The sequence below is a fragment of the Micromonospora sp. HB375 genome (assembly GCF_017872985.1).
GTDB classification, from domain to species: domain Bacteria; phylum Actinomycetota; class Actinomycetes; order Mycobacteriales; family Micromonosporaceae; genus Micromonospora; species Micromonospora chalcea.
The window spans coordinates 242,118-265,521 of record NZ_JAGGJO010000001.1 but is presented as its reverse complement, the minus strand read 5'-3'; the positions used below and the strand labels follow the sequence as shown (position 1 = coordinate 265,521).

19 protein-coding genes are annotated in these 23,404 nt (G+C 73.0%); 11 read left to right on the top strand and 8 right to left on the bottom strand.

Annotated elements, in window-relative coordinates; genetic code table 11:
- Positions 1-75: 75 nt before the first annotated feature.
- From J3R08_RS01345 to J3R08_RS01330, 4 genes are all read left to right on the top strand, one after another.
- Positions 76-2,859, top strand: a complete 2,784-nt coding sequence (locus J3R08_RS01345; RefSeq protein ID WP_231915639.1) for an immune inhibitor A domain-containing protein — start codon at positions 76-78, stop codon at positions 2,857-2,859.
- Positions 2,860-3,217: 358 nt separating this feature from the next.
- Positions 3,218-5,620 (top strand): immune inhibitor A domain-containing protein, encoded by a 2,403-nt coding sequence (locus J3R08_RS01340; RefSeq protein ID WP_043327268.1) that lies wholly within the window; start codon positions 3,218-3,220, stop codon positions 5,618-5,620.
- 169 nt (positions 5,621-5,789) lie between these two features.
- Positions 5,790-6,128, top strand: a complete 339-nt coding sequence (locus tag J3R08_RS01335; protein WP_043327271.1) for a hypothetical protein — start codon at positions 5,790-5,792, stop codon at positions 6,126-6,128.
- 104 nt (positions 6,129-6,232) lie between these two features.
- Entirely contained in the window at positions 6,233-7,165 is a 933-nt protein-coding gene (locus J3R08_RS01330; protein ID WP_043327273.1) for an alpha/beta fold hydrolase, read from the top strand.
- A gap of 1 nt (position 7,166) precedes the next feature.
- Here J3R08_RS01330 and J3R08_RS01325 read toward each other — a convergent pair whose 3' ends face one another.
- Entirely contained in the window at positions 7,167-7,532 is a 366-nt protein-coding gene (locus tag J3R08_RS01325; RefSeq protein ID WP_209959691.1) for a hypothetical protein, read from the bottom strand.
- Entirely contained in the window at positions 7,529-10,414 is a 2,886-nt protein-coding gene (locus tag J3R08_RS01320) for an SseB family protein (protein WP_209959689.1), read from the bottom strand. Before J3R08_RS01320 ends, J3R08_RS01325 begins: the two co-directional genes overlap by 4 nt.
- Before the next feature lie 152 nt (positions 10,415-10,566).
- Between J3R08_RS01320 and mycP the strand changes: the two genes are divergently transcribed.
- A complete protein-coding gene (mycP, locus tag J3R08_RS01315) occupies positions 10,567-11,772 on the top strand; it encodes a type VII secretion-associated serine protease mycosin (RefSeq protein WP_209959686.1) in 1,206 nt (401 codons plus the stop codon).
- 46 nt (positions 11,773-11,818) lie between these two features.
- On the opposite strand, the gene J3R08_RS01310 is transcribed toward mycP, so the two are convergent.
- Positions 11,819-12,112 (bottom strand): WXG100 family type VII secretion target, encoded by a 294-nt coding sequence (locus tag J3R08_RS01310; RefSeq protein WP_043327280.1) that lies wholly within the window; start codon positions 12,110-12,112, stop codon positions 11,819-11,821.
- 20 nt (positions 12,113-12,132) lie between these two features.
- A complete protein-coding gene (locus J3R08_RS01305) occupies positions 12,133-12,450 on the bottom strand; it encodes a WXG100 family type VII secretion target (protein ID WP_030503719.1) in 318 nt (105 codons plus the stop codon).
- A 246-nt stretch (positions 12,451-12,696) separates the two neighbouring features.
- On the opposite strand from J3R08_RS01305, the gene eccE reads away from it, so the two are divergent.
- The 4 genes from eccE to rarD all read left to right on the top strand — a co-directional run bounded on the left by eccE (position 12,697) and on the right by rarD (position 16,436).
- Positions 12,697-14,478, top strand: coding sequence for a type VII secretion protein EccE (gene eccE / locus J3R08_RS01300; protein WP_280841763.1), 1,782 nt, complete (start codon positions 12,697-12,699; stop codon positions 14,476-14,478).
- Positions 14,479-14,537: 59 nt separating this feature from the next.
- The gene (locus J3R08_RS01295) at positions 14,538-14,924 is read left to right on the top strand and encodes a phage holin family protein (protein ID WP_030503717.1); all 387 of its coding nucleotides are present in this window, start codon (positions 14,538-14,540) and stop codon (positions 14,922-14,924) included.
- 97 nt (positions 14,925-15,021) lie between these two features.
- Positions 15,022-15,510: a GNAT family N-acetyltransferase gene (locus J3R08_RS01290; protein ID WP_113972192.1), complete on the top strand. Its 489-nt coding sequence runs from the start codon at positions 15,022-15,024 to the stop codon at positions 15,508-15,510.
- The gene (rarD, locus tag J3R08_RS01285) at positions 15,507-16,436 is read left to right on the top strand and encodes an EamA family transporter RarD (protein ID WP_209959682.1); all 930 of its coding nucleotides are present in this window, start codon (positions 15,507-15,509) and stop codon (positions 16,434-16,436) included. Before J3R08_RS01290 ends, rarD begins: the two co-directional genes overlap by 4 nt.
- Before the next feature lie 84 nt (positions 16,437-16,520).
- Here the strand turns inward: rarD and J3R08_RS01280 are convergent, their stop codons facing one another.
- Together J3R08_RS01280 and J3R08_RS01275 are read right to left on the bottom strand one after the other, a co-directional pair.
- Positions 16,521-17,210 carry an anti-sigma factor gene (locus J3R08_RS01280; RefSeq protein ID WP_209959680.1) on the bottom strand — a complete coding sequence of 230 codons (690 nt, stop codon included), beginning with the start codon at positions 17,208-17,210 and terminating at the stop codon, positions 16,521-16,523.
- Positions 17,207-17,776: a sigma-70 family RNA polymerase sigma factor gene (locus tag J3R08_RS01275; RefSeq protein ID WP_036343884.1), complete on the bottom strand. Its 570-nt coding sequence runs from the start codon at positions 17,774-17,776 to the stop codon at positions 17,207-17,209. Before J3R08_RS01275 ends, J3R08_RS01280 begins: the two co-directional genes overlap by 4 nt.
- A gap of 169 nt (positions 17,777-17,945) precedes the next feature.
- On the opposite strand from J3R08_RS01275, the gene J3R08_RS01270 reads away from it, so the two are divergent.
- Positions 17,946-20,069, top strand: a complete 2,124-nt coding sequence (locus J3R08_RS01270) for a PhoX family phosphatase (protein WP_064448436.1) — start codon at positions 17,946-17,948, stop codon at positions 20,067-20,069.
- Between the two features lie 72 nt (positions 20,070-20,141).
- Here the strand turns inward: J3R08_RS01270 and J3R08_RS01265 are convergent, their stop codons facing one another.
- Positions 20,142-20,924, bottom strand: coding sequence for an IclR family transcriptional regulator (locus J3R08_RS01265; protein ID WP_030503712.1), 783 nt, complete (start codon positions 20,922-20,924; stop codon positions 20,142-20,144).
- Between the two features lie 153 nt (positions 20,925-21,077).
- Here J3R08_RS01265 and J3R08_RS01260 point away from each other — a divergent pair, with 153 nt between their 5' ends.
- Positions 21,078-22,268 carry an MFS transporter gene (locus J3R08_RS01260; RefSeq protein ID WP_064448435.1) on the top strand — a complete coding sequence of 397 codons (1,191 nt, stop codon included), beginning with the start codon at positions 21,078-21,080 and terminating at the stop codon, positions 22,266-22,268.
- Between the two features lie 24 nt (positions 22,269-22,292).
- Here the strand turns inward: J3R08_RS01260 and J3R08_RS01255 are convergent, their stop codons facing one another.
- On the bottom strand, positions 22,293-23,333 hold the full coding sequence (locus J3R08_RS01255; protein WP_043327297.1) for a polyprenyl synthetase family protein: 1,041 nt from the start codon (positions 23,331-23,333) through the stop codon (positions 22,293-22,295).
- Positions 23,334-23,404 lie beyond the last annotated feature (71 nt).

Sequence of the window (23,404 nt, the reverse complement as noted above, 5' to 3'; positions counted from 1 at the left end):
CCGGCGGATTTCGACGAGCGTCAGTGAGACGGCCGGTTCCCCACCATTCCCTACGAACGGAGTGGCATGCTCCCCATGTCGCAGCACAGGGCACGGCGACGCTTACTCGTCGCGCTGCCCGTCATCGCGCTCGCGGCCACGTCGCTGACCGTGACGGGCAGCGCGGCGGCCCAGCCGTCCCGGTCCGCACCGGTCACGATCGGGGCGGACGAGCACTACATCAACTACGCCGAGCCCGAGGTGCAGCCGGACACCGGCGGCAAGGAGATCAAGGGCCGTGACGGCGTCTTCACCTCGCCCGCGGACGAGGCCCGCGCCTACGACCGCAAGTACGCCGGGGGCAACCCGATCGCGGCCCGTGAGCTGGCCAAGCTGGAGGCCAAGTCCATCCGGACCGGCAAGAGCCCTCGCAAGATCAAGCAGGCAAAGAGTACGCAGACCGCCAAGCTGCTGACGCTGCTCGTCGAGTTCAACGACAACGCCAACGACGACTTCACAGGCGTGATGGTCCCGAAGACGGTGTTCGAGGACCGCACCTGCGTTCCCGGCACGGTGCAGAACGGGCCGCGGCACAACACCATCCCGAACCCGGCCACGCTGCCGCACAAGGACAACAACTCGATGTGGGTGCCGGACTTCTCGCCGGCCCACTACGACAAGATGCTCTACAGCAAGAAGGGCATCACCGAGCGGGTCCGCAAGGACCTCAAGGGGCCGGACGGCAAGCCGGGCATCAGCCTCGCCGGGCGGACCATGCACAACATGTACCTGGAGATGTCCAAGGGCGCGTACACGGTGGACGGGCAGGCCACCCCGTGGATCACGGTGCCGCACTCGGAGGGCTGGTACGCCGCGTCGCGCTGTTTCCAGGACGAGAACGGCAACTGGGTCGCCGGGCGTGAGCAGTCGATGAACGGCCACCCGGACAACCCGCAGGGCGCCGGCCGCCTCGCCACCGACGCGATCGACGCGCTGGCCGCGGCCGACCCGAACTTCCCCTGGGCCGACTACGACATCGAGGACCAGAGCGACCGCGACGGCGACGGCAACTACCACGAGCCGGACGGCGTGATCGACCACCTGGTGCTGGTGCACGCCAACCAGGGCAAGTCCCGTGGCGGCGGCGACATCGGCATCTACTCGGTCTGGGCGCACTCCTCGACGGTGGCCGGCGGCTACACGATCCCCGGCACCAACCTGAAGGTGTCGAACTACATCGTGCAGCCGGAGGACGCCGGCGTCGGCGTCTTCGCCCACGAGTTCGGCCACGACCTGGGCCTGCCGGACCTCTACGACACCTCCGGCAACGCCGACTCGGACGTGGACTTCTGGGACCTGATGGCGTCCGGCTCGCACTCCGGCGAGATCTTCCAGGCGCTGCCCACCCACATGGGCCTGTGGGACAAGTGGGTGCTGGGCTGGGCCGAGCCGAAGACGTTCGGGCCGGGTGACCGGTCCAAACTGGTCAAGCTCGGGCAGACGTCGCGTACTCCGGTCGGCACCGAGGACGGCATCAAGATCGACCTGCCGGACAAGGTGATCTCACTGGCGACGCCGCACAGCGGCGGCAACATGTGGTACTCCGGCGCGGACCAGAACTGGGCCGACGTCAAGCTCAGCCGCACGGTGACCGTCCCGAACGCCGCCGACGCGAAGTTCTGGATGTGGAACAACTACGTCATCGAGGCGGACTGGGACTTCGGCTTCGTCGAGGTCTCCACCGACGGCGGCGCCACCTGGAACGAGCAGAAGGTGTACGCCGAGGGCGGCGCGCTGGTCTCCACAAACGACGGCTACGCCGACCCGAACGGCCGGATGGTCGACTTCGGCAACAAGAAGTACGGCCTGAGCGGCAGCACCGGCGGCTGGCGGCACGACTACGTCGACCTGTCGTCGTTCGCCGGGCAGACCGTGCAGGTGCGGCTGCGGTACGCCACCGACGAGGCGTTCGTCGAGCGCGGCTGGTTCGCCGACGACTTCTCGGTGACCGGCGGCGGCGCCACCACCTGGAGCGACGACGTGGAGAGCGGCGCGGCGGGCTGGACCCAGACCGGCGGCACCTTCACCGACACCAGCGGCGCGGGTTGGTACATCGACTCGGGCACGCAGGTCAAGTCGCACTACTACCTGGCCGAGTGGCGTAACTTCGACGGCTTCGACAACGGCCTGAAGTACACCTACGACACCGTCTACTCGCACGAGGCGTGGAAGGTCGACCGGATCGCGTACAACGCGCCGGGCATGCTGGTCTGGTACCGGGACACCCAGCTCGGCGACGTCAACCACGTCACCGCGCAGATGACCGCGCTGCCCAGCTACGGCGCCAAGGGCGGTCTGCTGATCGTCGACTCGCACAACGACCCGCTGCGCCGCAAGGGCACCGCGGCCGAGAAGGACCCGTCGGTGCTGAAGAACCTGCCCAGCCGGCCGCAGTCCTCCAACGCCGCGTTCGGCCTCAAGCCCACGTACCCGTTCAAGGAGTGCCTGGAGGCGGCGGACGAGCCGTACAGCGAGTACTGCACGAAGTTCGGCCCGCAGGCGCCGGTGAAGGGCTTCACCGACGCCAAGGGCTGGTACCCGGGCATCGAGATCCGTGACGGCGCCGCGTACGCGCGGGACAACGACGCATCGGTGGTCGTCCCGTCGCGGGGCAACCAGCAGTACACGACCCGGGTGGTGAACCCGGACGGCACTCCGGCGACCGACTACTACGGTTCGACGCTGGGTGGCGGGGCGATCGTGCTCGGCACCGGCAACCCGGGTGACGCGGGCGTCCAGTACGGCGTCTCGATCATCATCAAGCGGGCCGCCAAGGACAACTCGTACGCCCAGGTGTACGTGGTCCCGCCGCGTCCCTGAAACGGGCGCGGTCAAAGCGGAACCGGAATGACCGAAAAATGATCTGATCTAGCTCGATGGGGGAAGGGCCGGGAGCGTGAGCGCTCCCGGCCCTTCCGCGTAACCCATTAATCCATGCATGTCTCTGCAATCGCCGCTCCGCGCATCGTCGCTGGTCAACGGCTCGGTGACGGGCAGGTGTGTGACGGTGAAAAGCGTTCTCAACAAAAAGTTGCAACAAATCGACGCACGCGTCTTCCCACCAGTCGCAGCAGTGTCTATGTTCACCCTTGGTCCCACCAGTGGACCGTTCCACCGGCCCGTACCCCCAGTTGGGCCGGTTCCCTCACACCGGAGGTACCACGTGCGCAAAGTCGCAGTGGGTCTGCTCGGGCTTTCGCTGACCGCGACGGGGCTGGTGGCAGGCACGGCCGCCAGCGCCGCGCCGACGCCGAAGCTGCCGGCCGCCGCTCCGTCGGTGGCCGAGCCTGCGCAGGCTGAGCACGACCTGCCCAACCCGCTCGAGGAGAAGCGGCGCGCGCTGCGCCAGGAAGGCCTCAGCGAGGTCCTGTCCGGCAGGGCGAAGGCCCAGAAGATCAACGGCAGCACGGTCGTCAAGGTCGGCGAGCGGGCCGCCGCCGGTCCCGCGGCGGGCAAGGCAGCCAAGAGCACCAAGGCCGGCAAGGGTCCGACCAAGGACCAGTACGTCGAACTCTCCCGCGAGCGGACCGACAGGATCTTCGTCATCCTCGCGGAGTTCGGCGACGAGCGGCACCCGAACTACCCGGACCAGGACACCGACCCGGACACCCCGGGCCCGACCCGGTTCGACGGTCCGCTCCGCAACCAGATCCCCCAGCCCAACCGCGCGGTGGACAACTCCACGGTCTGGCAGGCGGACTACAGCGCCGACTACTACCGGCAGCTGTACTTCGGCACCAACCCGGGCGACGAGTCGCTGAAGCAGTACTACGAGGCCCAGTCCTCGGGTCGGTACAGCGTCGACGGCGAGGTCACCAACTGGGTGAAGGTGCGGTACAACGAGGCTCGCTACGGCCGCTCCGGCGGCTACCCGTGTGCCTCGAACGTCTGCACCAACACCTGGGCCCTGGTCCGCGACGCCGCCAACCAGTGGGTCGCCGACCAGAAGGCGCAGGGCCGCTCCGACGCGGAGATCGCCGCGGACGTCAAGGCGATGGACCAGTGGGACCGGTACGACTTCGACGGCGACGGCGACTTCAACGAGCCGGACGGCTACATCGACCACTTCCAGATCGTCCACGCCGGCGGCGACGAGGCCGACGGTGACCCGTACCAGGGTGAGGACGCCATCTGGAGCCACCGGTGGTACGCCTTCGCCAGCGACCAGGGCAACACCGGCCCGGAGAACTTCCCGGCCGGCGGCACCCAGATCGGCAACACCGGCGTCTGGATCGGTGACTACACGATCCAGCCGGAGAACGGTGGCCGGAGCGTCTTCTACCACGAGTACGGCCACGACCTCGGTCTGCCGGACGACTACAACGTGGTCAGCGGTGGGGACAACAACAACGAGCACTGGACCCTGATGGCCCAGAGCCGGCTCGGCGCCAAGAACGACGGCGGCATCGGCGAGCGCGGTGGCGACCTCGGCGCCTGGAACAAGCTCCAGCTCGGCTGGCTCGACTACGAGGTGATCGTGGCCGGCCAGAAGCGCACCCTGGAACTCGGGCCGCAGGAGTACAACTCCAACAAGGCCCAGGGCGCCGTGGTGGTGCTGCCGCAGCGGGAGTACACGTTCCAGAACGGCAAGCCGTTCGAGGGTACGAAGCAGTTCTTCTCGGGCAACGACGACGACCTGAACAACACGATGACGCGCACTGTCGACCTCACCGGGAAGACCAGCGCCGCGCTGTCGATGAAGGGTCGCTACAGCATCGAGGCGGACTACGACTACCTGTTCTTCGAGGCGTCCACCGACGGTGGCCAGACCTGGACCTCGCTGCCCGGTACGGCCAACGGCACCCCGCTGAAGGAGATCTCCCCCGGGCGCTACGCCCTGGACGGCTCCAGCAACGACCAGTGGGTCGACGTCAACATCCCGATGGACGCGGTCGCCGGCAAGGTCGTGCAGTTCCGGCTCCGCTACCAGACGGACGGCGGCGTGTCCGAGGGCGGCTTCTACGGTGACGCGATCACCGTGACCGCCGACGGTCAGACCCTCCTCACCGACGGCGCCGAGGCCGGTGCCAACGGCTGGACCCTCAGCGGCTTCAGCATCGTCGAGGAGACCTACACCCGTAAGTTCGACAACTACTACATCGCCGGTCACCGGTCGTACGTCTCGTACGACAAGTACCTCAAGACCGGCCCGTACTTCTTCGGCTACGCGAACACCCGCCCGGACTACGTGGACCACTACGCGTACCAGGAGGGTCTGCTGATCTCCTACTGGAACCTGCGGTTCGCGGACAACGACACGTTCGCGCACCCGGGTGAGGGTCGGAACATGATCATCGACGCGCACCCGCGGCCGATCTACAACCTGACCGGCCAGCCCTGGCGGGCCCGTGTCCAGGTCTACGACGCGCCGTTCAGCCTGAAGAAGGCCGACTCGTTCACGCTGCACATCAACAGCCAGCCGCAGTACATCCGCGGTCAGGACGCGCAGCCGCTGTTCGACGACACCAAGCAGTACTGGTACCCGGAGCTGCCGAACCACGGCGTCAAGCTCCCGGCCACCGGCACCAAGATCAAGGTCCTGGAGCAGAATGGCACCTCGCTGAAGGTCCGCTTCTCCTGATCCACTGATCGACGCGCCACGCGATGCCCGGGCGGGCTCACCGCCCGGGCATCGCCCTTTCCGGGAACCCGGCGTACCCCGCCCGCGTCCCATCCGTTCGACACCCGCCCCACGCTGCCGGCCGCCCCACGATGGCGCTGATCGACGGCGCGGCCGAGACGGAGGATCCGTGTCCGACGACCACCAGCCGGCCGCGAGCGGCGCGGGCACGCCCGCCGACCGGCCCGCGCCGCTGTCCGCCACCGAACTGCCGACGCTGCGGCGTCCCGCCGGCCCGCCGAGGAAGCCGACCGACAACCGCCCGGCCGGCGTCGTCGCCGGATGGATCACCCGGGGCGGCTCCGGACCCTGCTACGGCCTGATGGACGAGAACGGCACGGAGTACGCCGTGTACGGCCCGAACGCCGGGGAGTTGCGCAAGGGCGACTTCGTCTCACTGCGGCTCACCGCACGGGACCGCTCGGTGGACTGCGGGCCCGGCATCCCCATGCGCGTCGCCGAATCCTGACCCCGCAAGCGGTCGCCGGGCCGCATGGGTCACCTCCCGGAGAAATCCCTGATCCTGGTCACCTGCGAGCCCGATGCGCGATCGGCGGCCCTAGGCTGTGCCCCATGACCGACCAGCGCGGCGGACCCGTCGACGAGTCCTGCGTCCTGCCCGAGGGGCCGTGGACGCACCGGTTCGTCGGCGCCAACGGCAGCCGGTTCCACGTCGTCGAGGCGGGCGCCGGTCCGATGGTGCTCTTCCTCCACGGCTTCCCCGAGTACTGGTACGCCTGGCACGAGATGCTGCCGGCGGTCGCGGACGCGGGCTTCCGGGCGGTCGCCGTCGACCTGCGCGGCTACGGCGCGAGCGACAAACCACCCCGGGGGTACGACGGCTACACGCTCGCCGCCGACGTCGCCGGCCTGATCCGCGCACTGGGCGAGCGATCGGCCACGGTGGTCGGCACCGGCGCGGGCGGGCTCATCGCCTGGACCGCCGCCTCCTTCCACCCGACCCTGGTCCGGCGGCTCGTGGTGCTCGGCGCGCCGCACCCGCTGCGGCTGCGGGCCGCCATCTTCGCCGACCCGCGCGGCCAGTTCGCCTCGGCCACCGCGACGCTCAAGTTCCAGCTCCCCCGCTACGAGCACGTCCTGACCCGGGACGACGCCGCCGAGGTGGAGGAGATCCTGCGCCGGTGGGGCGGCCCACGCTGGGCGGACAGCCCCGACTTCGCCGCCTACGCCCACTGCTGCCGGGTCGCGATGCAGATCCCGCAGGCCGCGTTCTGCGCGATGGAGGGCTACCGCTGGGCGTTCCGCTCGGTGCTGCGGCTGCACGGCTACCGCTTCGTGAAGCTGATGCAGAAGCCGCTCGTCACGCCGACCCTGCAACTGCACGGCGCGCTGGACCGCGCGTCGCTGCCCCGTACCGCCCAGGGCTCCGGCCGCTACGTCAGCGCGCCGTACGAGTGGCGGCTGCTCGACGACGTGGGGCACTTCCCCCACGTGGAGGCCCGTGACCTGGTGCTCGGCGAGGTCCTGCGCTGGGCGAAGTCCTGACTCAGACCCGCTGCTCGCCCAGGTCGGCCACCTCGGTCGCGGGCGCCCAGCCCTGGTAGACACCGAAGTCGAACGCCTCCAGCCCCATCGCCTCGGCCACCGGCCAGCGCCCACCCGTGTACTCCAGCCGCAGCCAGCCCTCGTGCTCGGCCAGCACGATGAACGGCTGTCCCTGCCAGGTGCAGGTGGTCCGCACGTACGCGAGATCGTCGACCTCGGCCGCCGGCACCACCCGGACGTACCGGCCGGGGCGTACCTCGGTGAACCCCTCCTCCGGTCCGGGCTGGTAGAGGCGGATGTCGTCGCCGTCGGGGCTGGCCTGGTACTCCCGCCCCCGCCAGCGGGCCACGTAGCCGTCGCGGGTCACGCCTCGTCCGCCTTCCGCCAGACCAGCGCGTCGGTGTCCAGGACCGCGACCAGCCGCGTGGCGCCGTCCGCGCCGAGCCGCCACAGCTCGGCGCCGTGCGGCAGGCGGGCGCTGTCCACCTTGAACTCGGCGATCACGTCGCTGCTCTCCCCGGGAGCGAAGCCGTTGCCGCGGAACGGCGGCCGCTCGATCACCCAGCCCTCCATCGCCCGCATCGCGGCCTCGTTCGGCCCGCCGTAGGGGATCCGGTAGAGGCTCGGCCGGTAGGCCGGCCAGCGCAGCAGGTAGATCTCCTCGTCGTCCGGGGAGAACGGCGAACCCGGGTGGCCGAGCCCGAGCGCCCGGTACAGCTCCGCCGGGCTGTTCAGGTGCGCCAGTTCCCCGGCCCGGTGCACGAAGCCGGAGACCCGGTCGTAGCCACGCTCCAGGTAGTACGCGAGCTGGCTCGCCGCGATCGCCTTCTGCATGGTCACCGGCTGGTTCGCGGCGATGGTCGGCGCCTCCGGGCGCTGTCGTTCCGCCGGCTGCGGCGCGGCGGCCGGCTCCGGGTCGTCGCCGAGGCCCACCTCGGCCGCCCAGTTCGCGAGCGCGAGAACCTGCTCCCCCGGGTACGTCGCGCCGACCGGGCTGCCCGGGTTCACCCGGAACGACCAGGACACGTCCGGCCACTTGCGAATGAGCTGGACGAACTTGACCCGTACCGTCTCGACCGCTTCTCCGGCGTGCTCGGCGAGGCGTTCCGGGGAGGTGTAGACCGAGACGGACGTCTCGCCGTCCACCGGCTCGGTGTGCCAGACGAACCCCGGCTCACCCGGCCGGCTGCCCGCGGCCGAGTCGGGCGCGGCCGGCAGCAGCACCCGGGCCAGCAGCAGGGTGGTGAGGAAGCCGTCGGTGCTCCCGCTGCCCGCGGCGGCCAGCAACTCCTCCTCCACGTTGTTCGCCGGCACGAAGTCGGCCGGAGCGGCGGCGCTCACCGGGTCGCCGTCGATCGGCGCCGGCTCCGCCAGGGGCGCGGGCGGCGCCGAGGTGTCCGGCGTCTCGTGCGGGGTGGACAGCGCGACGGTCGGCTCACCCGGCGCGAACAGCGACGTGGTGACGGAGTCGTCGAAGGCCGCCGGTTCGGCCTCGGTGGCCGGCTGCGTGGCCGGCTCGGCGTCGGCGGCCGGCTCGAAGAGCGACACGGTGGCCTGTTCCCCGGCGGTGGCCGGCGCGAACAGGGCCGCCGTCTGCTCGGGCGGCGTCGGCGCGAACAGCGAGGTGGTCGGCTCGGCAGCCGGCGTGTGCGCCTCGAACAGGGAAACCGTGGGTTCGGCCGTCGAGGTGAACGACACCGTCGGATCGTCGAGCCGCCCGGCCCGGTCGAACGGCGCCGTCTCGGCCGGCGCAACGGTGTGGGCGGCCTCGGTGAGGTTCATCGTCTCGTCGCCGGTCGTCAGCAGCGGGTCGGCCGGGAGCGGCGCGGTCGGGTCACCGGCCCAGGGTGCCGCCGCGTGATCGGCCGGCGCGGCACGCACGGGGTCGGCGTACTGCGCGGACCAGGGCTGATCGGGCTCGGTCAGGTCGCGGGCCTCGATGACCGTGCCCTCGATGACGATGGGGGTGAAGTCCCGGCGCGGCGCGGGCGGGCTCGACACCGGCTCGGCGATCGAGGGCGACAGCGCCTCCGTCGGGTCCTCGGCAGCGTTCCAGGGCGGGGCCTCCCGGTCGGGGCCGACCGGGTCGGCCCACGTGTCCGTCGCGGGGGTGGCAGGGCCGGAGTGACGCCGGGGCAGCGTCCCGATGGCGTCCTCGGGTGGGCGGCTCGGCCGGAACGCCTGGGTCGCCTCGTCGGTCCGGAGCGCCGGAGGTGGCTCGTCCGCCTGCGCCGCGAACGCCTGGGTGGGGTCCTCCCGTACCGGCTCGTTCAGCGGACGGCGACGCGGAAACGGCTGGCCACCGGCGAACCGGGTCGGCGGGGTGGCCCGGTCGGCGGCCCGCCGTGGCGCGTCCAGCGGTGACGGGCGCCGGGCCGAGCGACCGGAGGCGGGCTCGAAGAAGGACCGCGACGGTGGCGGCGGCTCGTCGGTCGACGCGGGCTCGGCGGCGAAGGGGTCCGGCTCGTCGGGGCGGCGGCGCAGGTCGGTGAGCCAGCCGTCCAGGGCGTCCGTACCCGGTTCGTCGCCCGGGTCGGCGCGGCCCGGGCTGTCCCGGTCCGGCTCCCGGCGGCGGGGCGGCACGGTCGGCAGCCGCCGCCCCAGCACCGAACCGCCGCGTACCGGCACCGTCGGCGGCTCGTCGTCCGCAGTCCGCCGTCCGCCCCGGTCGCCCGGCACCGCCGGAGGCGGCACCGCGGGAGGCGGAACGGCTGCGGGCGGAACCGCGGGAGCCGGAACGACAGGGGGCGGGACGGCGGCCGGCGGGACGGGTACGGCGGACGGGCGGGGCGCGGAATCGGGTACGCCGTTGCGAGCGCTCCGGGCCGCGCCCTCCACCCGCTCCAGCCGGGCCCGAGCGCCCATGGTCCGCCCGGGCAGCCGGACGTCGCCCCGGGAGAGCTGAGCCACGTACCAGGCGGGCAGGTAGCCCTCGATCGGCAGCCCGGGGTTGACCGCCAGCCACCACTCCGGGTTGGGCCAGCCGTCCGCCAGTTCCGGGTAGGGCACACGGCGGGCCGTGCCGGCGTTCTCCCCCAGGCTGGCCCGCAACGCGGCGGCGGAGGTGAAGGCGAGCACGTGCGTGCGGCCGCCGGAGGTCCAGGTGCCCCATCCGCCGGCCGGGCCGCCCGCGACCGGCAGGAACAGATCGACGCGCGTCAGCACCCGAAAGTACTGCTGCTGGTCCTGGGCGCGCAGCGCGTCCCGCATCGCCACCTCGGCCTCGGTGGCCGGCTCCCATCCGGTCACGGCCACCTCTCCTTCCGCGAACAGGCCACAGGCATCGCCTACAACCTACAAGGTGGCAGCAAGATCAGGACTTCTGGCCATCGACGGTCCGCCCCGATGTCCACGAGGCGATAACATCCCGTCCCGGAGCCGACACGTTACGGAGGTCGTCGATGTATCGGCCTGTCGCGCACCCGGCCGTGGCCGCCCTGGCGACGCTCCTCGCCGTCGGGTCTCCGGTCGCCCCCGCGGCGGCTCGCGCGCCGGCCGGCTGCGCCTCGCCACCCGCCCCGGCGCGGCCGGTCGCGCAACAGCCGTGGCCGCAGCAACGGTACGCCCCGGACCGGCTCGCCCCGCTCGCCACCGGCGCCGGAGTCGTGGTCGCGGTGATCGACTCGGGCGTGGACCGGTCCCATCCGCAGCTCGCCGGGCGCGTCCTGTCCGGCGCCGACTTCCTCGACCCGGGCGGGGACGGCACCCGGGACTGCGCCGGGCACGGCACCGGTGTCGCGAGCATCGTCGCCGCCGCCCCGCAGCCCGGCGTCGCGTTCCGCGGCCTCGCGCCGGACGCGCGCATCCTCCCGGTACGGGTGAGCGAGCAGCAGGTGGTCGAGGGGCGGGAGTCGGGGCGTACCGTCGACGCGGCCGGGTTCGCCCGGGCAATCCGGTGGGCGGTGGACCACGACGCCGACGTGCTCAACCTGTCGGTCGTGCTGTACGCGGACGACCCCGACGTGCGCGCCGCCGTCGCGTACGCGCTGCGACAGGACGTGGTGGTGGTGGCCGCCGCCGGGAACCTGCACGACAACGGCGATCCCCGGCCCTACCCGGCCGCGTACGACGGCGTGCTGGGGGTGGGCGCGATCGGCCCGGACGGCACCCGCTCGGCGTTCTCCCAGACCGGCCCGTACGTCGACGTGGTCGCCCCGGGCAGCGAGGTGCTGATGGCGGCGCCCCGCCAGGGACACCACCGGGCGGAGGGCACCAGCTACGCCACTCCGTTCGTGGCCGGCACCGCGGCGCTGCTGCGTCAGTACCGGCCCCGGCTGAGCGCGGACGAGGTGGCCGCCCGGATCGTGGCCGCCGCCGACCCGGCCCCGGGACGGGAGACCGGCTACGGAGCGGGGGTGCTCAACCCGTACCGGGCGGTGACCGAGTCGGCGGGCGTGGTGGACTCCCGGCCCCGGCCGGGCGCCGCGCTGCCCGCCGACCGGCCGGATCCGGCCGCGCTGGCCCGCGAGGCTCGCCGCGGGACGGCCCGGGACCGGGCGCTGCTGACCGCCGCCGTCGTGGGCGGGACCGTGACACTCGTGGCGGCGCTCGCCCTGGTGCTGCCGCGCGGAGCACGGCGCCGCTGGCGGGCGGCCGACCCGGCCTGAACCGCCGTGCGGCCCGGATCGGCAGACCCGGGCCGCACGGGACGCTTCACTGGAACAGGTTGGTGTTGCGCTTCTCGGTGTCGAGGTAGTCGGCCGCGGAATCCTCCACCGCGAGCTTGATGTCGCGCAGCATCGCCTGCAGGTCCTGCGAGGCGGCCCGCCACCGGGACTGCCGCACCTCGTACGCCTCGCGGGCGGCGCCGTTCCAGCTCGCCACCAGCGGGGCGGCGTCGCGTTCCAACTGGCCGAGCTGGCTCTCCAGGGTGGACAGCGCCCGTTGGATGTCGGCGCCGGCCTGTTGCAGGGCGGCGAAGTTGACGACCAGCACACCGTGCTCCATGAGTTCGATCCTTCCGGTTGTCAGAGCGGCAGCTGGATGCCGCGGTTGGTGCCCGCCACCCGGCCGGCGGCCTCGGTGTCGGACAGGTCGTACTGCCGGCCGGCGGTGCGGATCGCGGTGGCGGTCTCCCGCAGCGCCCGCTGCAGGGCCGCCTGGTCCTGCGCCCACTGCTGCTTGACCTGCGCGAACGAGCGCCCTCCGGCGCCCCGCCAGGCCTGCTGCAGCACCTCCAGCTCGGCCATCAGGCCGCTGAGCATGGTCTGCAGCGACTGGTCGACCTGCTCGAACTTCGCGGCGGTCTGCTGCATCACCGCGGCTTCTGCCTGGGTCTGGGACATCCCGGACGTCACCTCGTCTCCTCGGTCGTGGCTGGTCACCCCGGTGACCACCGTGGACTCGCCGGGGGCGCCCGGGGCCGGTGGAGGGGAAGACCAGGCGGCGGCGGACACGCGACTCGACGATTTCGTCGCTGACGGTAGCCGCCCCACTCCGGTTCTGCTACCCCCTCGGGCTCCCCTGTGGACAACTCGGCCATTACGATGTGCCACGGTGACGTCACAGCGGGACCCGGGCGAGGAGGTGCGGTGGCCGCGACGACAACGACCCGGCCGGCCGCGTCCGCCCCACTGTGGACACGGCGGCCGGGCGCGCGGCAGCGGGCCGGTCAGGTCGTGGCGACACAGGTCGCGGCGGCCGTGCTGGTGGCCGCCGCCGGGCGGGGTTTCGTGGCGACCGCCGCCGCGCTGCTCACCGCCGCGCTGATGCTGCCGGCCGCGTGGATCCGGGTACGCGGCCGCTGGCTGCACGAATGGCTCGTCACCGCCGTCGCGTACCTGACCCGGCGCCGCGCCCTGCCGTCGGCCGCCGATTCGGCGGCGCTGCTGGAACTGGTCCGGCCGGGGGCGGTGGCCGGCTCCACCGAGCTGGCCGGCGGTCCGGCCGCCGTGCTGCACGACGCCGCCGGCCTGACCGCGCTGCTGGAACTCGGCGACCCGGACGACCTGCTCGGTGACCACGCGCGCCGGCTGCCCGTGCCGTCCGACCTGCTCCCGCCGAGCGGCCCGGACGCCCCAGCGGTCCGGTTGCAGCTCGTCTTCTCGTCCTCCCCCGCGCCCGTGCCGGCCGTCGCGGGCGGTCCCGCCGGGACGTCCTACCGGCAGCTCACCGACGGCCGGGTGCCGGGGCGGACGCGCGCGGTCCTGGCCGTCCAGGTGTTGCGGGCGGACGGCTGGCCGGACGAGGAGTTGCTGCGGGCGCTCTCCGGCACGCTGCGGCGGATCGTCCGCCGGCTCGGGCCGCTCACCGCCCGGCCGCTCGGCGGGGACGCGGCGCTGCGGGTGATCGCCGAGCTGGCCCATCACGAGCCCGGCGCCCCGGTCCGGGAGACGTGGCCGCTGCTCACCGTGGGCGGGCTGGCGCAGGCCACCTGGCGACTGCGCCGGTGGCCCGATCCGCGGGGCGAGGCCTCCCCGGGGCTGGTCACCCGGCTGCTCGCGGTGCCCGCCACCGCCACCACCGTCGCGCTGACGGTCGGACCCCGCACCGGGACGAATCCGGCCCCGGCCGAGCTGGCGGTGCGGGTCGCCGCCGGCAGCGCGGACGAGTTGTCGGCGGTGGATCGGACGCTTCGGCGCGTCGCCGGTGACGTCGGCGGGGAGCTGCGCCGGCTCGACGGGGAGCACCTGGCCGGGCTCGCCGCCACGCTGCCGCTCGGGGTGACCGGTGGGTCCGGGTCGCCGCCGCCCGCACTGGAACTGCCCCCGGCCACCGCCGGCCTGATGGTGGGCGCCAACCGCCACGGCGCCGCGCTCACCGTGCGCCTGTTCCGGCCCGCCCCGACACGGGTGCTGCTGATCGGCGGTGTGCCGGCCGCTCAACTGCTCGTGCTGCGGGCGCTGGCGCTGGGCGCCCGGGTGGCGGTGCAGACCGGCCGTCCCCGGGCCTGGGAGCCGTTCGTCCGCGGCGTCGGGACGCTCGGTGGCGGCGTACCGCTGCTTCCGCCGGGGCGTCCGCCCGGCGGCGCGCCCGCCTCACCGCTGTGCCCGCTGCTGGTGGTGGTCGACGTCGGCCCGGTGCCGCCGGAGGCCGGGCCGGACGCGGCCTGGCAGTCCGTGCTCGTGGTCCGCGACGAGCTGACCGCGGCCGACACGGCGACGCTGGCCCGCGCCGACCTGGCGATCCTTCAGCCACTCGACCCGGACGAGGCGGCGCTGGCCGGAGCGGCACTCGGGCTCGGCGGATCCGCCGACTGGTTGACCCGCATCCGCGACGACATGGTGGCGGTGGTCAACCGGCGGGCCCTGCGGTGGGCGCTGCTCTCACCGACGCCTGTGGAGTCGCAACTGGTCGGTCACCCGCGACGCTGAGGCGCGCGGGGGCGTCACGCTGCTTTCCCTGGTGGTACGTCCGTGGCACGATCCCGGCCATGGATTTCCTGAAGGGTCTTCTGATTCGTGTGGGCTCGACGGCAGTGGCGTTCTGGCTCGCCACGCTGCTCATCCCCGGCATCTCGCTGGACTCCGGGTCGGCCACCGAGACGGTGATCACGCTGGTTCTCGTCGCGGTGATCTTCGGAGTGGTCAACGCGGTGCTCCAGCCGATCATCAAGACCGTGGGTTGCGGCTTCTACCTGCTCACCCTCGGTTTGATCGCGCTCGTGGTGAACGGCCTGCTCTTCCTGCTCACCAGTTGGATCGCCGGTGAGGCCGGGTTGCCCTTCCACGTGGACGGGTTCTGGCCGGAGGCGGTGCTGGGCGCGCTGTTCGTCGGCATCGTCACCTGGATCCTGGGCGCCGTCCTCGACCGCGACTGACACCCCCGGTCCCGGCCGGGCGCGACGGCGACCGGCCGGGGCCACCAGGAGGGAATTGGCTGGCGAGCGGCCCCTGTGTCGGCGCTAGCGTCGGCGGGTGTTCACTGTGACCCGCGCGGACGGCTACCAGATCAGTACCGACCCGGACCGGATCGACCTGGACCGGGTGCACGCCTGGCTCGCCGGCGACGCCTACTGGGCGCGGGGGCGGGAGCGGGAGACGGTCGCGCGCTCGTTCGCCGGCTCGATCGGCTTCGGCGTCTACCGCGCCAGTGACGGGCGGCAGGTCGCTGTCGCCCGGGTGGTCACCGACCGGGCCACGTTCGCCTGGCTCTGCGACGTCTACGTCGACCCGGCCGAGCGTGGTCGCGGACTGGGCACCTGGCTGGCCGGCGCGGTCCGCGACCACCTGGCCGAGCTGGGCGTACGCCGGATCCTGCTGGCGACGCTCGACGCGCACGGGGTCTACGCGAAGCTCGGCTTCCGCCCGGTCGCGCCGGATCGGTGGATGGAGCTGGATCAGCGGGTGACGCCGGTCACCGATAAGGATCAGCAGACAGATCCACCACTTACGGTGGAGCGGTGAACCAGCTCCGGCTCGGCTACCTGTACGGCGTCGGCGCGTACCTGATCTGGGGTTTCTTCCCGATCTACCTGAAGCTGCTGCGCCCGGCCGGGCCGATGGAGATCCTCGCGCACCGGATCCTCTGGTCGGTGGCGTTCGTGGCGTTGCTGCTGGCCGCCACGCGGCACGCCGGTTTCCTGCGCAGGCTGGCCGGGCGGCCGCGGGCGCTCGCCGGCATCGGGCTCGCCGCCGCGCTGATCGCCGTCAACTGGGGCACGTACATCTACGGCGTGAACTCCGACCGGGTGGTGGAGACGGCGCTCGGGTACTTCATCAACCCGCTGGTGTCGGTGCTGTTCGGCGTCTTCCTGCTGCGCGAACGGCTGCGACCGGCGCAGTGGGCGGCGCTCGGCGTCGGCGGGCTCGCGGTGGCGGTGCTCGCCGTCGACTACGGCCGGCTGCCCTGGCTGGCGCTCACCCTGGCGTTCAGCTTCGCCGGGTACGGCCTGGTCAAGAAGCGCCTCGCGCTGCCCGCCACGGAAGGGCTGTTCGTGGAGTCGGCGGTGCTGGCGCTGCCCGCGCTGGCGTACCTGGGCTGGCTGTCGGCGCGCGGCGACTCGACGTTCGGGCACGTCTCGGCCGGGCACACCGCGCTGCTGGTGCTGGCCGGCGCCGCCACCGCGATCCCGCTGCTGCTGTTCGCCGGGGCGGCGAACCGGCTGCCGCTGTCCACTGTCGGCATGCTGCAATATCTGGCCCCGATCCTCCAGCTCGGCTGCGGCGTGCTGATCTTCCACGAGCCGATGCCCCCGGTCCGGCTGGCCGGCTTCGCGCTGGTGTGGCTGGCCCTGATGGTCTTCACCGCCGACGCCCTGCGCCACTCCCACCGCACCCGCCAGGCCACCCGCACCCCCACCCCGGCCGCCGCACCCACCCCGTCCCGTTGATCTTGCACTTACCGCCCCCGCGAAAGGGACCAATCACCCGCGCCGAGGGCCGCAACTGCAAGATCAACGGGGAGGGGACGGCGGTCAGCGGAAGTCGTAGGCCAGGACGGGGGAATTGGCGCCTCGGAGGAGTTCCAGGCGGACCAGTTCACCCTTGGTGAACCGGGTTACCCCGGAGAACCGCAGGTCGTCGCCGGGGGCGGCGAGCCAGGAGCCGATCTGCTCCGTCGCGCCGTCCGGGCCGTGCGCCACCAGCCGGAACGTGTACGCCTCCCGGTGCCCGGCCCGCCTGTCGTAGCCGCAGTGCATGGTGACCTCGGTGCCCCACGGCGTCTCGGTCAGCCCCACCTCGGCGTGCACCGGCACCGTCCCGGCCACCGGCCGCATGGAGGTCAACGCCACCTGCGGCGTGGACGGCTCGGCCGGCGGCTGGACCAGCGCCACCCCGACGCCGGCCAGCACCGCGAGCGCGGCGGCGGCGAGCGCGGTCAGCGCGTACCGGCGGCGGGAGCGGGACCGCTCGCGGCGCTTGCGCTCCCGCGCGGCGTCGAGCAGCGCGGGCACCCGCGACGCCTCCGGTCCGACCTCCAGGAACTGCTCCAGGCCGGCCGGGTCGAGCCGGCCCAGCAGGCCGGGCAGCACGGCGATCTCGGCCACCGCCTCCCGGCACTGGGCGCAGCCGGCCAGGTGCCGCTCGTAGGCGACCCGGTCCGCCGGGGCGAGGGCACCAAGCACGTACGCCCCGTCGTCGTGCGCGAACTCGCAGCGTGTCATCCGGTCACCCCCATCTCGGCCAGCGCCAACCGTAGTGAGCGCAGCGCGTAGTGGGTACGCGACTTCACCGTGCCGGGCGGTACGCCCAGCCGCGCCGCCGCCTCCGCCACCGAACGCCCCTGGTAGAAGCACTCGACGAGCACTTCCCGATGGGTCGGGCTGAGCCGGTTGAGCGCCTCAGCCACGGTCCACGCCTCCACCGCGCGCTCCGTCTCGTCGACCGTCTCGGCGGTCTCCGGCAGTTCGTCCGTGTACACCTCGCCGACCCGGGCCGAGCGCCGCCGCCAGGCGTCGATGGCCAGGTTCCGCGCCGTGGTGAACAGCCAGGCGCGTACCGAACCGCGTCGCGGGTCCAGCGACTCGGGGTGCCGCCAGGCGCGCAGCAGCGTCTCCTGCACCAGGTCCTCGGCGCGGGGCCGATCGCCGTTGACCAGCCGCAGGGCGTGCGCGTACAGCGCGTCGGCATGCTCGTCGTGCAGCGCGCGCAGCAGTTGGGCGTCGTGGTCGCTGATGGCGGTACCTCGCTTCCGGCGGCGGGGAGACCGGCGATGTGTACGCCCTTCCATACGTGCCGTGTCGCCGAACGGTTCAGCCGCAGGTCACGACGGAGCTGTTCACGTCCGGTTCAGCTGCGGGCCGACCGCCGCTCACGGCGCCCTGGCAGCGTCCGGCGGGTGAGCGCGGGCTCCCTCGCCCGTGCGCCTTCCCCCTCGTCCGATCTGGAGGCTCCACCTCATGAGCGACCGGCCTCGCCTGCTTCCGCTGCTCGGTGGCACCCGCCACGGCAGCCGCGACGCGATGACCTGTCTGTACCGGTGCGGCAACGCCTGCGACCACCCGGTGCCCAACCCGACCGACAACCCGTACTTCGGGGACGTGGTCGACACCGAGATCTCCCGGCGCGGCGTGGTCCGGGCCGGCGCGGTCGGCGCGCTGGTGCTCGGCTTCGGCGGCGCCGCGGCGGGCGCGCTGGCCGGGTCCCCGGCGGCCGCCGCCCCCGCCGCTCCGCCGGTGCCCGGCGAGGGCGGGGTGGCCGCCACCGGCGCGGGGCGTCCCGGCAGCGGCGCGCTGACGTTCAAGCCGATCCCGCCGAACAAGCTCGACACGCTCGTGGTGCCGAACGGGTACGACCACTCGGTGGTGATCCGCTGGGGTGACGAGGTCGTGCCCGGCGCGCCCGCGTTCAACCTGGGCCGGCAGACCGCCGCCGCCCAGTCCAAGCAGTTCGGCTACAACAACGACTTCGTCGGCGTGCTGCCGATCGACCGTCGGCGCGCGCTGCTCGTGGTGAACCACGAGTACACAAACGAGGACCTCATGTTCCCCGGCTTCACCAGCCAGGACGCGCTGACCGTGGAGCAGGTGCGGGTGGCGATGGCCGCGCACGGCATGTCAGTGGTCGAGCTGGAGCGGGTGGAGAACACCGGGCAGTGGCAGCCGGTCCGGCGCGGTCGGCGCGAGTACAACCGCCGGGTCACGGCGCTGGCGACGAAGTTCGAGATGACCGGCCCGGCGGCCGGGTCGGCGTGGCTGCGTACCGCCGCCGACCCGAAGGGCCGGACCGTCGTCGGCACGCTCAACAACTGTGCCGGCGGCGTCACCCCGTGGGGCACTGTGCTCTCCGGCGAGGAGAACTTCAACCAGTACTTCGTCGGCGGCGACGCGGTGGCCGAGGAGCAGAAGGCGAAGCTGACCCGCTACGGCATCCCGACCGACGTGCGCTACCCGAGCGGCAGCCGCAAGTGGGACCGGGCGGACGAGCGCTTCGACCTGGCCCGGCACCCCAACGAGGCGAACCGGTTCGGCTGGGTCGTCGAGATCGACCCGTTCGACCCGCAGTCCAAGCCGCGCAAGCACACCGCGCTGGGCCGGTTCAAGCACGAGGGCGCGAACGTCATCGTGGCGCGCGACGGCCGCGTGGTCGCGTACATGGGCGACGACGAGCGCTTCGACTACCTCTACAAGTTCGTGTCGGACAAGAAGTTCATGCCGGGCAAGTCCTCGGTGGCCCGGCGGCACAACCTGACGCTGCTGGAGTCGGGCACGCTCTACGTCGCCAGGATCGAGGGGGACAGCCCGGCCGCCGAGATCGACGGTTCCGGCAAGCTCCCGGCCGACGGCGGCTTCGGCGGCCGGGGGCGCTGGATCAAGCTGGTCAGCGGCAACCGCTCGTACGTCGACGGCATGACCGCCGCCGACGTGCTCACGTTCACCCGGCTGGCCGGGGACAAGGTCGGCGCGACGAAGATGGACCGCCCCGAGGACGTCGAGCCGAGCCTGCTCACCGGCAAGGTGTACGTGGCGCTGACGAACAACAGCGACCGCGGCAAGGCGGGCAAGGCCCCGGCTGACGAGGCGAACCCGCGCAACAGCAACCGGCACGGGCAGATCCTGGAGCTGGTCGAGGACCGCGGCGACAACACGGCCGAGACCTTCGCCTGGTCGCTGCCGATCGTCTGCGGCGACCCGGCCGACGCCTCGACGTACTTCGCCGGGTACGACAAGACCAGGGTCTCGCCGATCTCCTGCCCGGACAACGTCGCCTTCGACGCCACCGGCAACCTGTGGATCTCGACCGACGGCAACGCGCTGGGCAGCAACGACGGCCTGTTCGCCACCGCCGTGGAGGGCCCGGAGCGAGGTCACCTGAAGCAGTTCCTCACCGTGCCGCTCGGCGCGGAGACCTGCGGCCCGTTCATCACCGGTGACAACCGCTCGGTCTTCGTGGCGGTGCAGCACCCGGGCGAGGTGACCGGCGCGTCGGTGGAGAACCCGGCCTCCACCTGGCCGGACGGCGACTTCGCCAAGCCCGGCGTGGTGGTCACCTGGCGCCTCGACGGCGGCCCGGTCGGCAGCTGACCACCCCGGGAGCGGTCCGGCGCTGGTCCGCTCCGCGAGGGGCCGTCGACCCACCAGGTCGGCGGCCCTTCGTCAGTTCTCGGAGGCGATGCCGTCGGCGATCGACCTGGCGGCGGTGAGCAGCTTCGCGCGGACCACCCGGGCCGACGTCATCATCTCGCCGGCCGGCAGCGCGCACGCCAGCACCACCCGGCGCTCGATGTCCTTGTCCGGGGCGACGAGCACCGCCGCGCACGCCACGCCCTGCCGGAACTGCCCGAGTTCCAGTTGCATGCCGCGCCGGTCACCGGCGGCCAGGTCGGCCTCGAACGCCTCCACGGTGGTGAGGGTGGCGGTGGTGAACGGGCGCATGCCGTACTCGCGCAGGTAGCGGAAGCGCTGTTCGGTGGTGAGCGTGGCGAGCAGGCTCTTGCCGAGCGCGGTGGCGTGGGCGCCCTCGTCGAAGCCCGGCACCAGGTCCTCCAGGAAGGGCGAGCGCGGCCCCTCGGCGGAGGCGGTCACCGCCACCTGCCCGCCGATGAAACGGCCGAGGTAGTGGCTCCAGCCGGTGTCCGACGCCGCGCGGCGCAGCGCCTCGCCGACCGCGGGCGGCCCGCGGAACGCGGTGACCAGCTCACGGTAGCGGTCGGCCACCTCCAACCCCACGATGTACGTCCCGTCCTCGCGCCGGATCACGTAGCCCTCGTACGCGAGCGTGCGCACAAGGTGGTAGGTCGTGGCGACTGTCAACTCGCAACGCCGGGCGATCTGCTTCACGGTGAGCCCTCTCGGCGCACGGCCGACCGACTCGAGCACTCGAAGCGCGCGGGACACGCTGCGGATCAGGTCCGAGGGTTCCGCCAAGGGGTCGCGCACAACCACCTCCGCCGCCGGGGACTTACACCATATGAAAAACCGGCCGAGTGCGAAATGCCTGTTCGGATGGAGGATGCCAGATCACCGGACACAGACGGTAGGTCGACGGACACGATGAGCAGCCAAAACGTGCGGGCGTAGGGTGTGCTCGCAATGACTGAAACAGTTTCGCAAGACGCGCCCGCGTCGGCCCGGCGGGCGGTCCGGGCGGGCGCCGGCGCCACCGTCACCACGATCGTGTGCGTCCTGCCCGTCTTCCTCGTCGGCGGGCTCGCCGTGCAGCTCGGCGACGAACTCCGGTTCAGCCCGGCCGGCCTGGGCCTGGCCGTCTCGATCTACTTCGGCGTGAGCGCGCTCGCCTCGGTGCCCTCCGGGGCCCTGGTCGAGCGGTACGGCCCGGCCACCGTCGCCCGCGCCGGCATCCTGCTCTCCGCCGCCTCCCTGCTGGCCGTGGCCGGGCTGGCCCGGTCGTACCCGATGCTGGTGACGCTGCTGGCGCTCAGCGCCGCCGCCAACGCCCTCGGACAGCTCGCCAGCAACGCCGCGCTCGCCGAGCACGTGCCCGCCCACCGGCAGGGGCTCTCGTTCGGCGTGAAGCAGGCCGCCATCCCGGTCGCGACGCTGCTGGCCGGCGTGGCGGTCCCCACCGTCGCGCTCACCGCCGGCTGGCGCTGGGCCTTCGTGGTCGCCGCCGGGGCGGCGCTGGCCGCGCTGCCGGCCGTACCCCGGACCGGACGGGACCGGCACGCCCGGGCCGCCTCCGGGGGCCGCTACGGCGGCACCGCCCCGCTCGTGGTGATCGGGCTGGCCGCGACGCTGGCGGCAGCCGCGGCGAACGCGCTGGGCACGTTCCTGGTCGACTCGGCGGCGACGCGGGGTCTCTCCCCCGGCCTGGCCGGCCTGACGCTCACGCTCGGCAGCGCGGTGTGCGTGCTGGCCCGGGTGGGCGTCGGCTGGCTCGCCGACCGGCGGGCCGACGGGCACGTCGGGCTGATCGCCGGGATGCTGCTGACCGGGTCGGTCGGCCTGATCCTGCTCGCGGTGGCCGGCTCCGCGCCGCTGGTCGCGGGCGTGGTGCTCGGCTTCGGGCTCGGCTGGGCCTGGCCCGGGCTGATGAACTTCGCGGTGGTCCGGCTGCACCCGCAGGCCCCGGCCGCCGCCACCTCGATCACCCAGACCGGCGTGTACGCGGGCGGCTGCCTGGGCCCGCTCGGCCTGGGCGCGCTGGCCGGCGCGGCCGGCTACCCGGCGATGTGGCTGACGGCGGCGGCAGCGATGCTCGTGGCCGCCGTGCTGATGCTGCTCGGCGCCCGCCTGCTCCGCCGAGCCCCCGCGCTCGGCTGACCGCCCTCGCCCTGGGTGCGGGGGTCAGCTGGTGCGGTCGGCGATGTAGTCGCAGAGGGACTCCAGCGCGCGGCGCGCCGGGCTCTCGGGCAGCGGGGCCAGCCGGGCCCGCGCGTCCTCGGCGTAGCTGCGTACCGTCTCCCGGGCCCGCTTGAGCGCCGGGGACTCCCGCAGCAGGCCGAGCGCCTCGGCGTGCAGCGCGTCGTCCACCAGCGGGCCGGTGGCCAGGATCTCCCGCAGCCGTACGCTCGCCGCGTCCGCGTCGTCCGAGGCCAGCGCGTAGAGCACCGGCAGGGTGGGCACGCCCTCGCGCAGGTCGGTGCCGGGCGTCTTGCCGGACTGGATCGACTCGCTGGAGATGTCCAGCAGGTCGTCGGAGAGCTGGAACGCGACGCCGATGATCTCGCCGTACCCGGCGAGCGCCTCGATGTGCTCGGGCGACGCGCCGCCGAACATGCCGCCGAAGCGGGCCGACGTGGCGATCAGCGAACCGGTCTTCTCGGCGATCACGTGCAGGTAGTGCGCGACCGGGTCGTCGTCGCGCGGGCCGACCGTCTCGGCGATCTGGCCGTGCACCAGCCGAGCGAACGTGCGCGCCTGCAGGCGTACCGCCTCCGTGCCCAGTTCGGCGGCGATGTCCGCGGCCCGGGCGAAGAGGTAGTCGCCGACCAGGATGGCCACCGAGTTGGTCCAGCGGGAGTTGGCGCTCGGCGCGCCCCGCCGCACGGCGGCCTCGTCCATCACGTCGTCGTGGTAGAGCGTCGCCAGGTGGGTGAGTTCCATCACCACGGCGGCCGGGACGACCTGCGCGGCCTCCGGGTCGCCGAACTGGGCGCTCAGCGCCACCAGCAGCGGGCGGAACCGCTTGCCGCCGGCCTCGACCAGGTGCCGGGACGCCTCGGTCACCAGCGGGTCAGCGCTCGCCACGCTCGCCCGCAGGCTCGTCTCGACCCGGTCGAGCACGCCCAGCACCGAGGCTTCGACGCGCGGGTCCGCGAGGTGCAGGCCGAGCGCGCCGAACTGACCTGAACGCTCGCCAGCCGGATTCGCCACGTCCTCAACCATGCCACACCCGTTCGACCTGCTCGTCGAGGGGGATACGGGCCGGGGGCCGGCACGCCACGGCGTACCGGCCC

Coding starts and splice junctions, on each gene's coding strand:
- J3R08_RS01310 (WP_043327280.1), bottom strand. CDS start 12,112: ATGGAGCACGGTGTGCTGGTCGTCAACTTCGCCGCCCTGCAACAGGCC.
- J3R08_RS01280 (WP_209959680.1), bottom strand. CDS start 17,210: ATGACACGCTGCGAGTTCGCGCACGACGACGGGGCGTACGTGCTTGGT.
- J3R08_RS01260 (WP_064448435.1), top strand. CDS start 21,078: ATGACTGAAACAGTTTCGCAAGACGCGCCCGCGTCGGCCCGGCGGGCG.
- J3R08_RS01255 (WP_043327297.1), bottom strand. CDS start 23,333: ATGGTTGAGGACGTGGCGAATCCGGCTGGCGAGCGTTCAGGTCAGTTC.
- mycP (WP_209959686.1), top strand. CDS start 10,567: ATGTATCGGCCTGTCGCGCACCCGGCCGTGGCCGCCCTGGCGACGCTC.
- J3R08_RS01270 (WP_064448436.1), top strand. CDS start 17,946: ATGAGCGACCGGCCTCGCCTGCTTCCGCTGCTCGGTGGCACCCGCCAC.
- J3R08_RS01275 (WP_036343884.1), bottom strand. CDS start 17,776: ATGGAAGGGCGTACACATCGCCGGTCTCCCCGCCGCCGGAAGCGAGGT.
- J3R08_RS01295 (WP_030503717.1), top strand. CDS start 14,538: ATGGATTTCCTGAAGGGTCTTCTGATTCGTGTGGGCTCGACGGCAGTG.
- J3R08_RS01305 (WP_030503719.1), bottom strand. CDS start 12,450: ATGTCCCAGACCCAGGCAGAAGCCGCGGTGATGCAGCAGACCGCCGCG.
- J3R08_RS01330 (WP_043327273.1), top strand. CDS start 6,233: ATGACCGACCAGCGCGGCGGACCCGTCGACGAGTCCTGCGTCCTGCCC.
- J3R08_RS01345 (WP_231915639.1), top strand. CDS start 76: ATGTCGCAGCACAGGGCACGGCGACGCTTACTCGTCGCGCTGCCCGTC.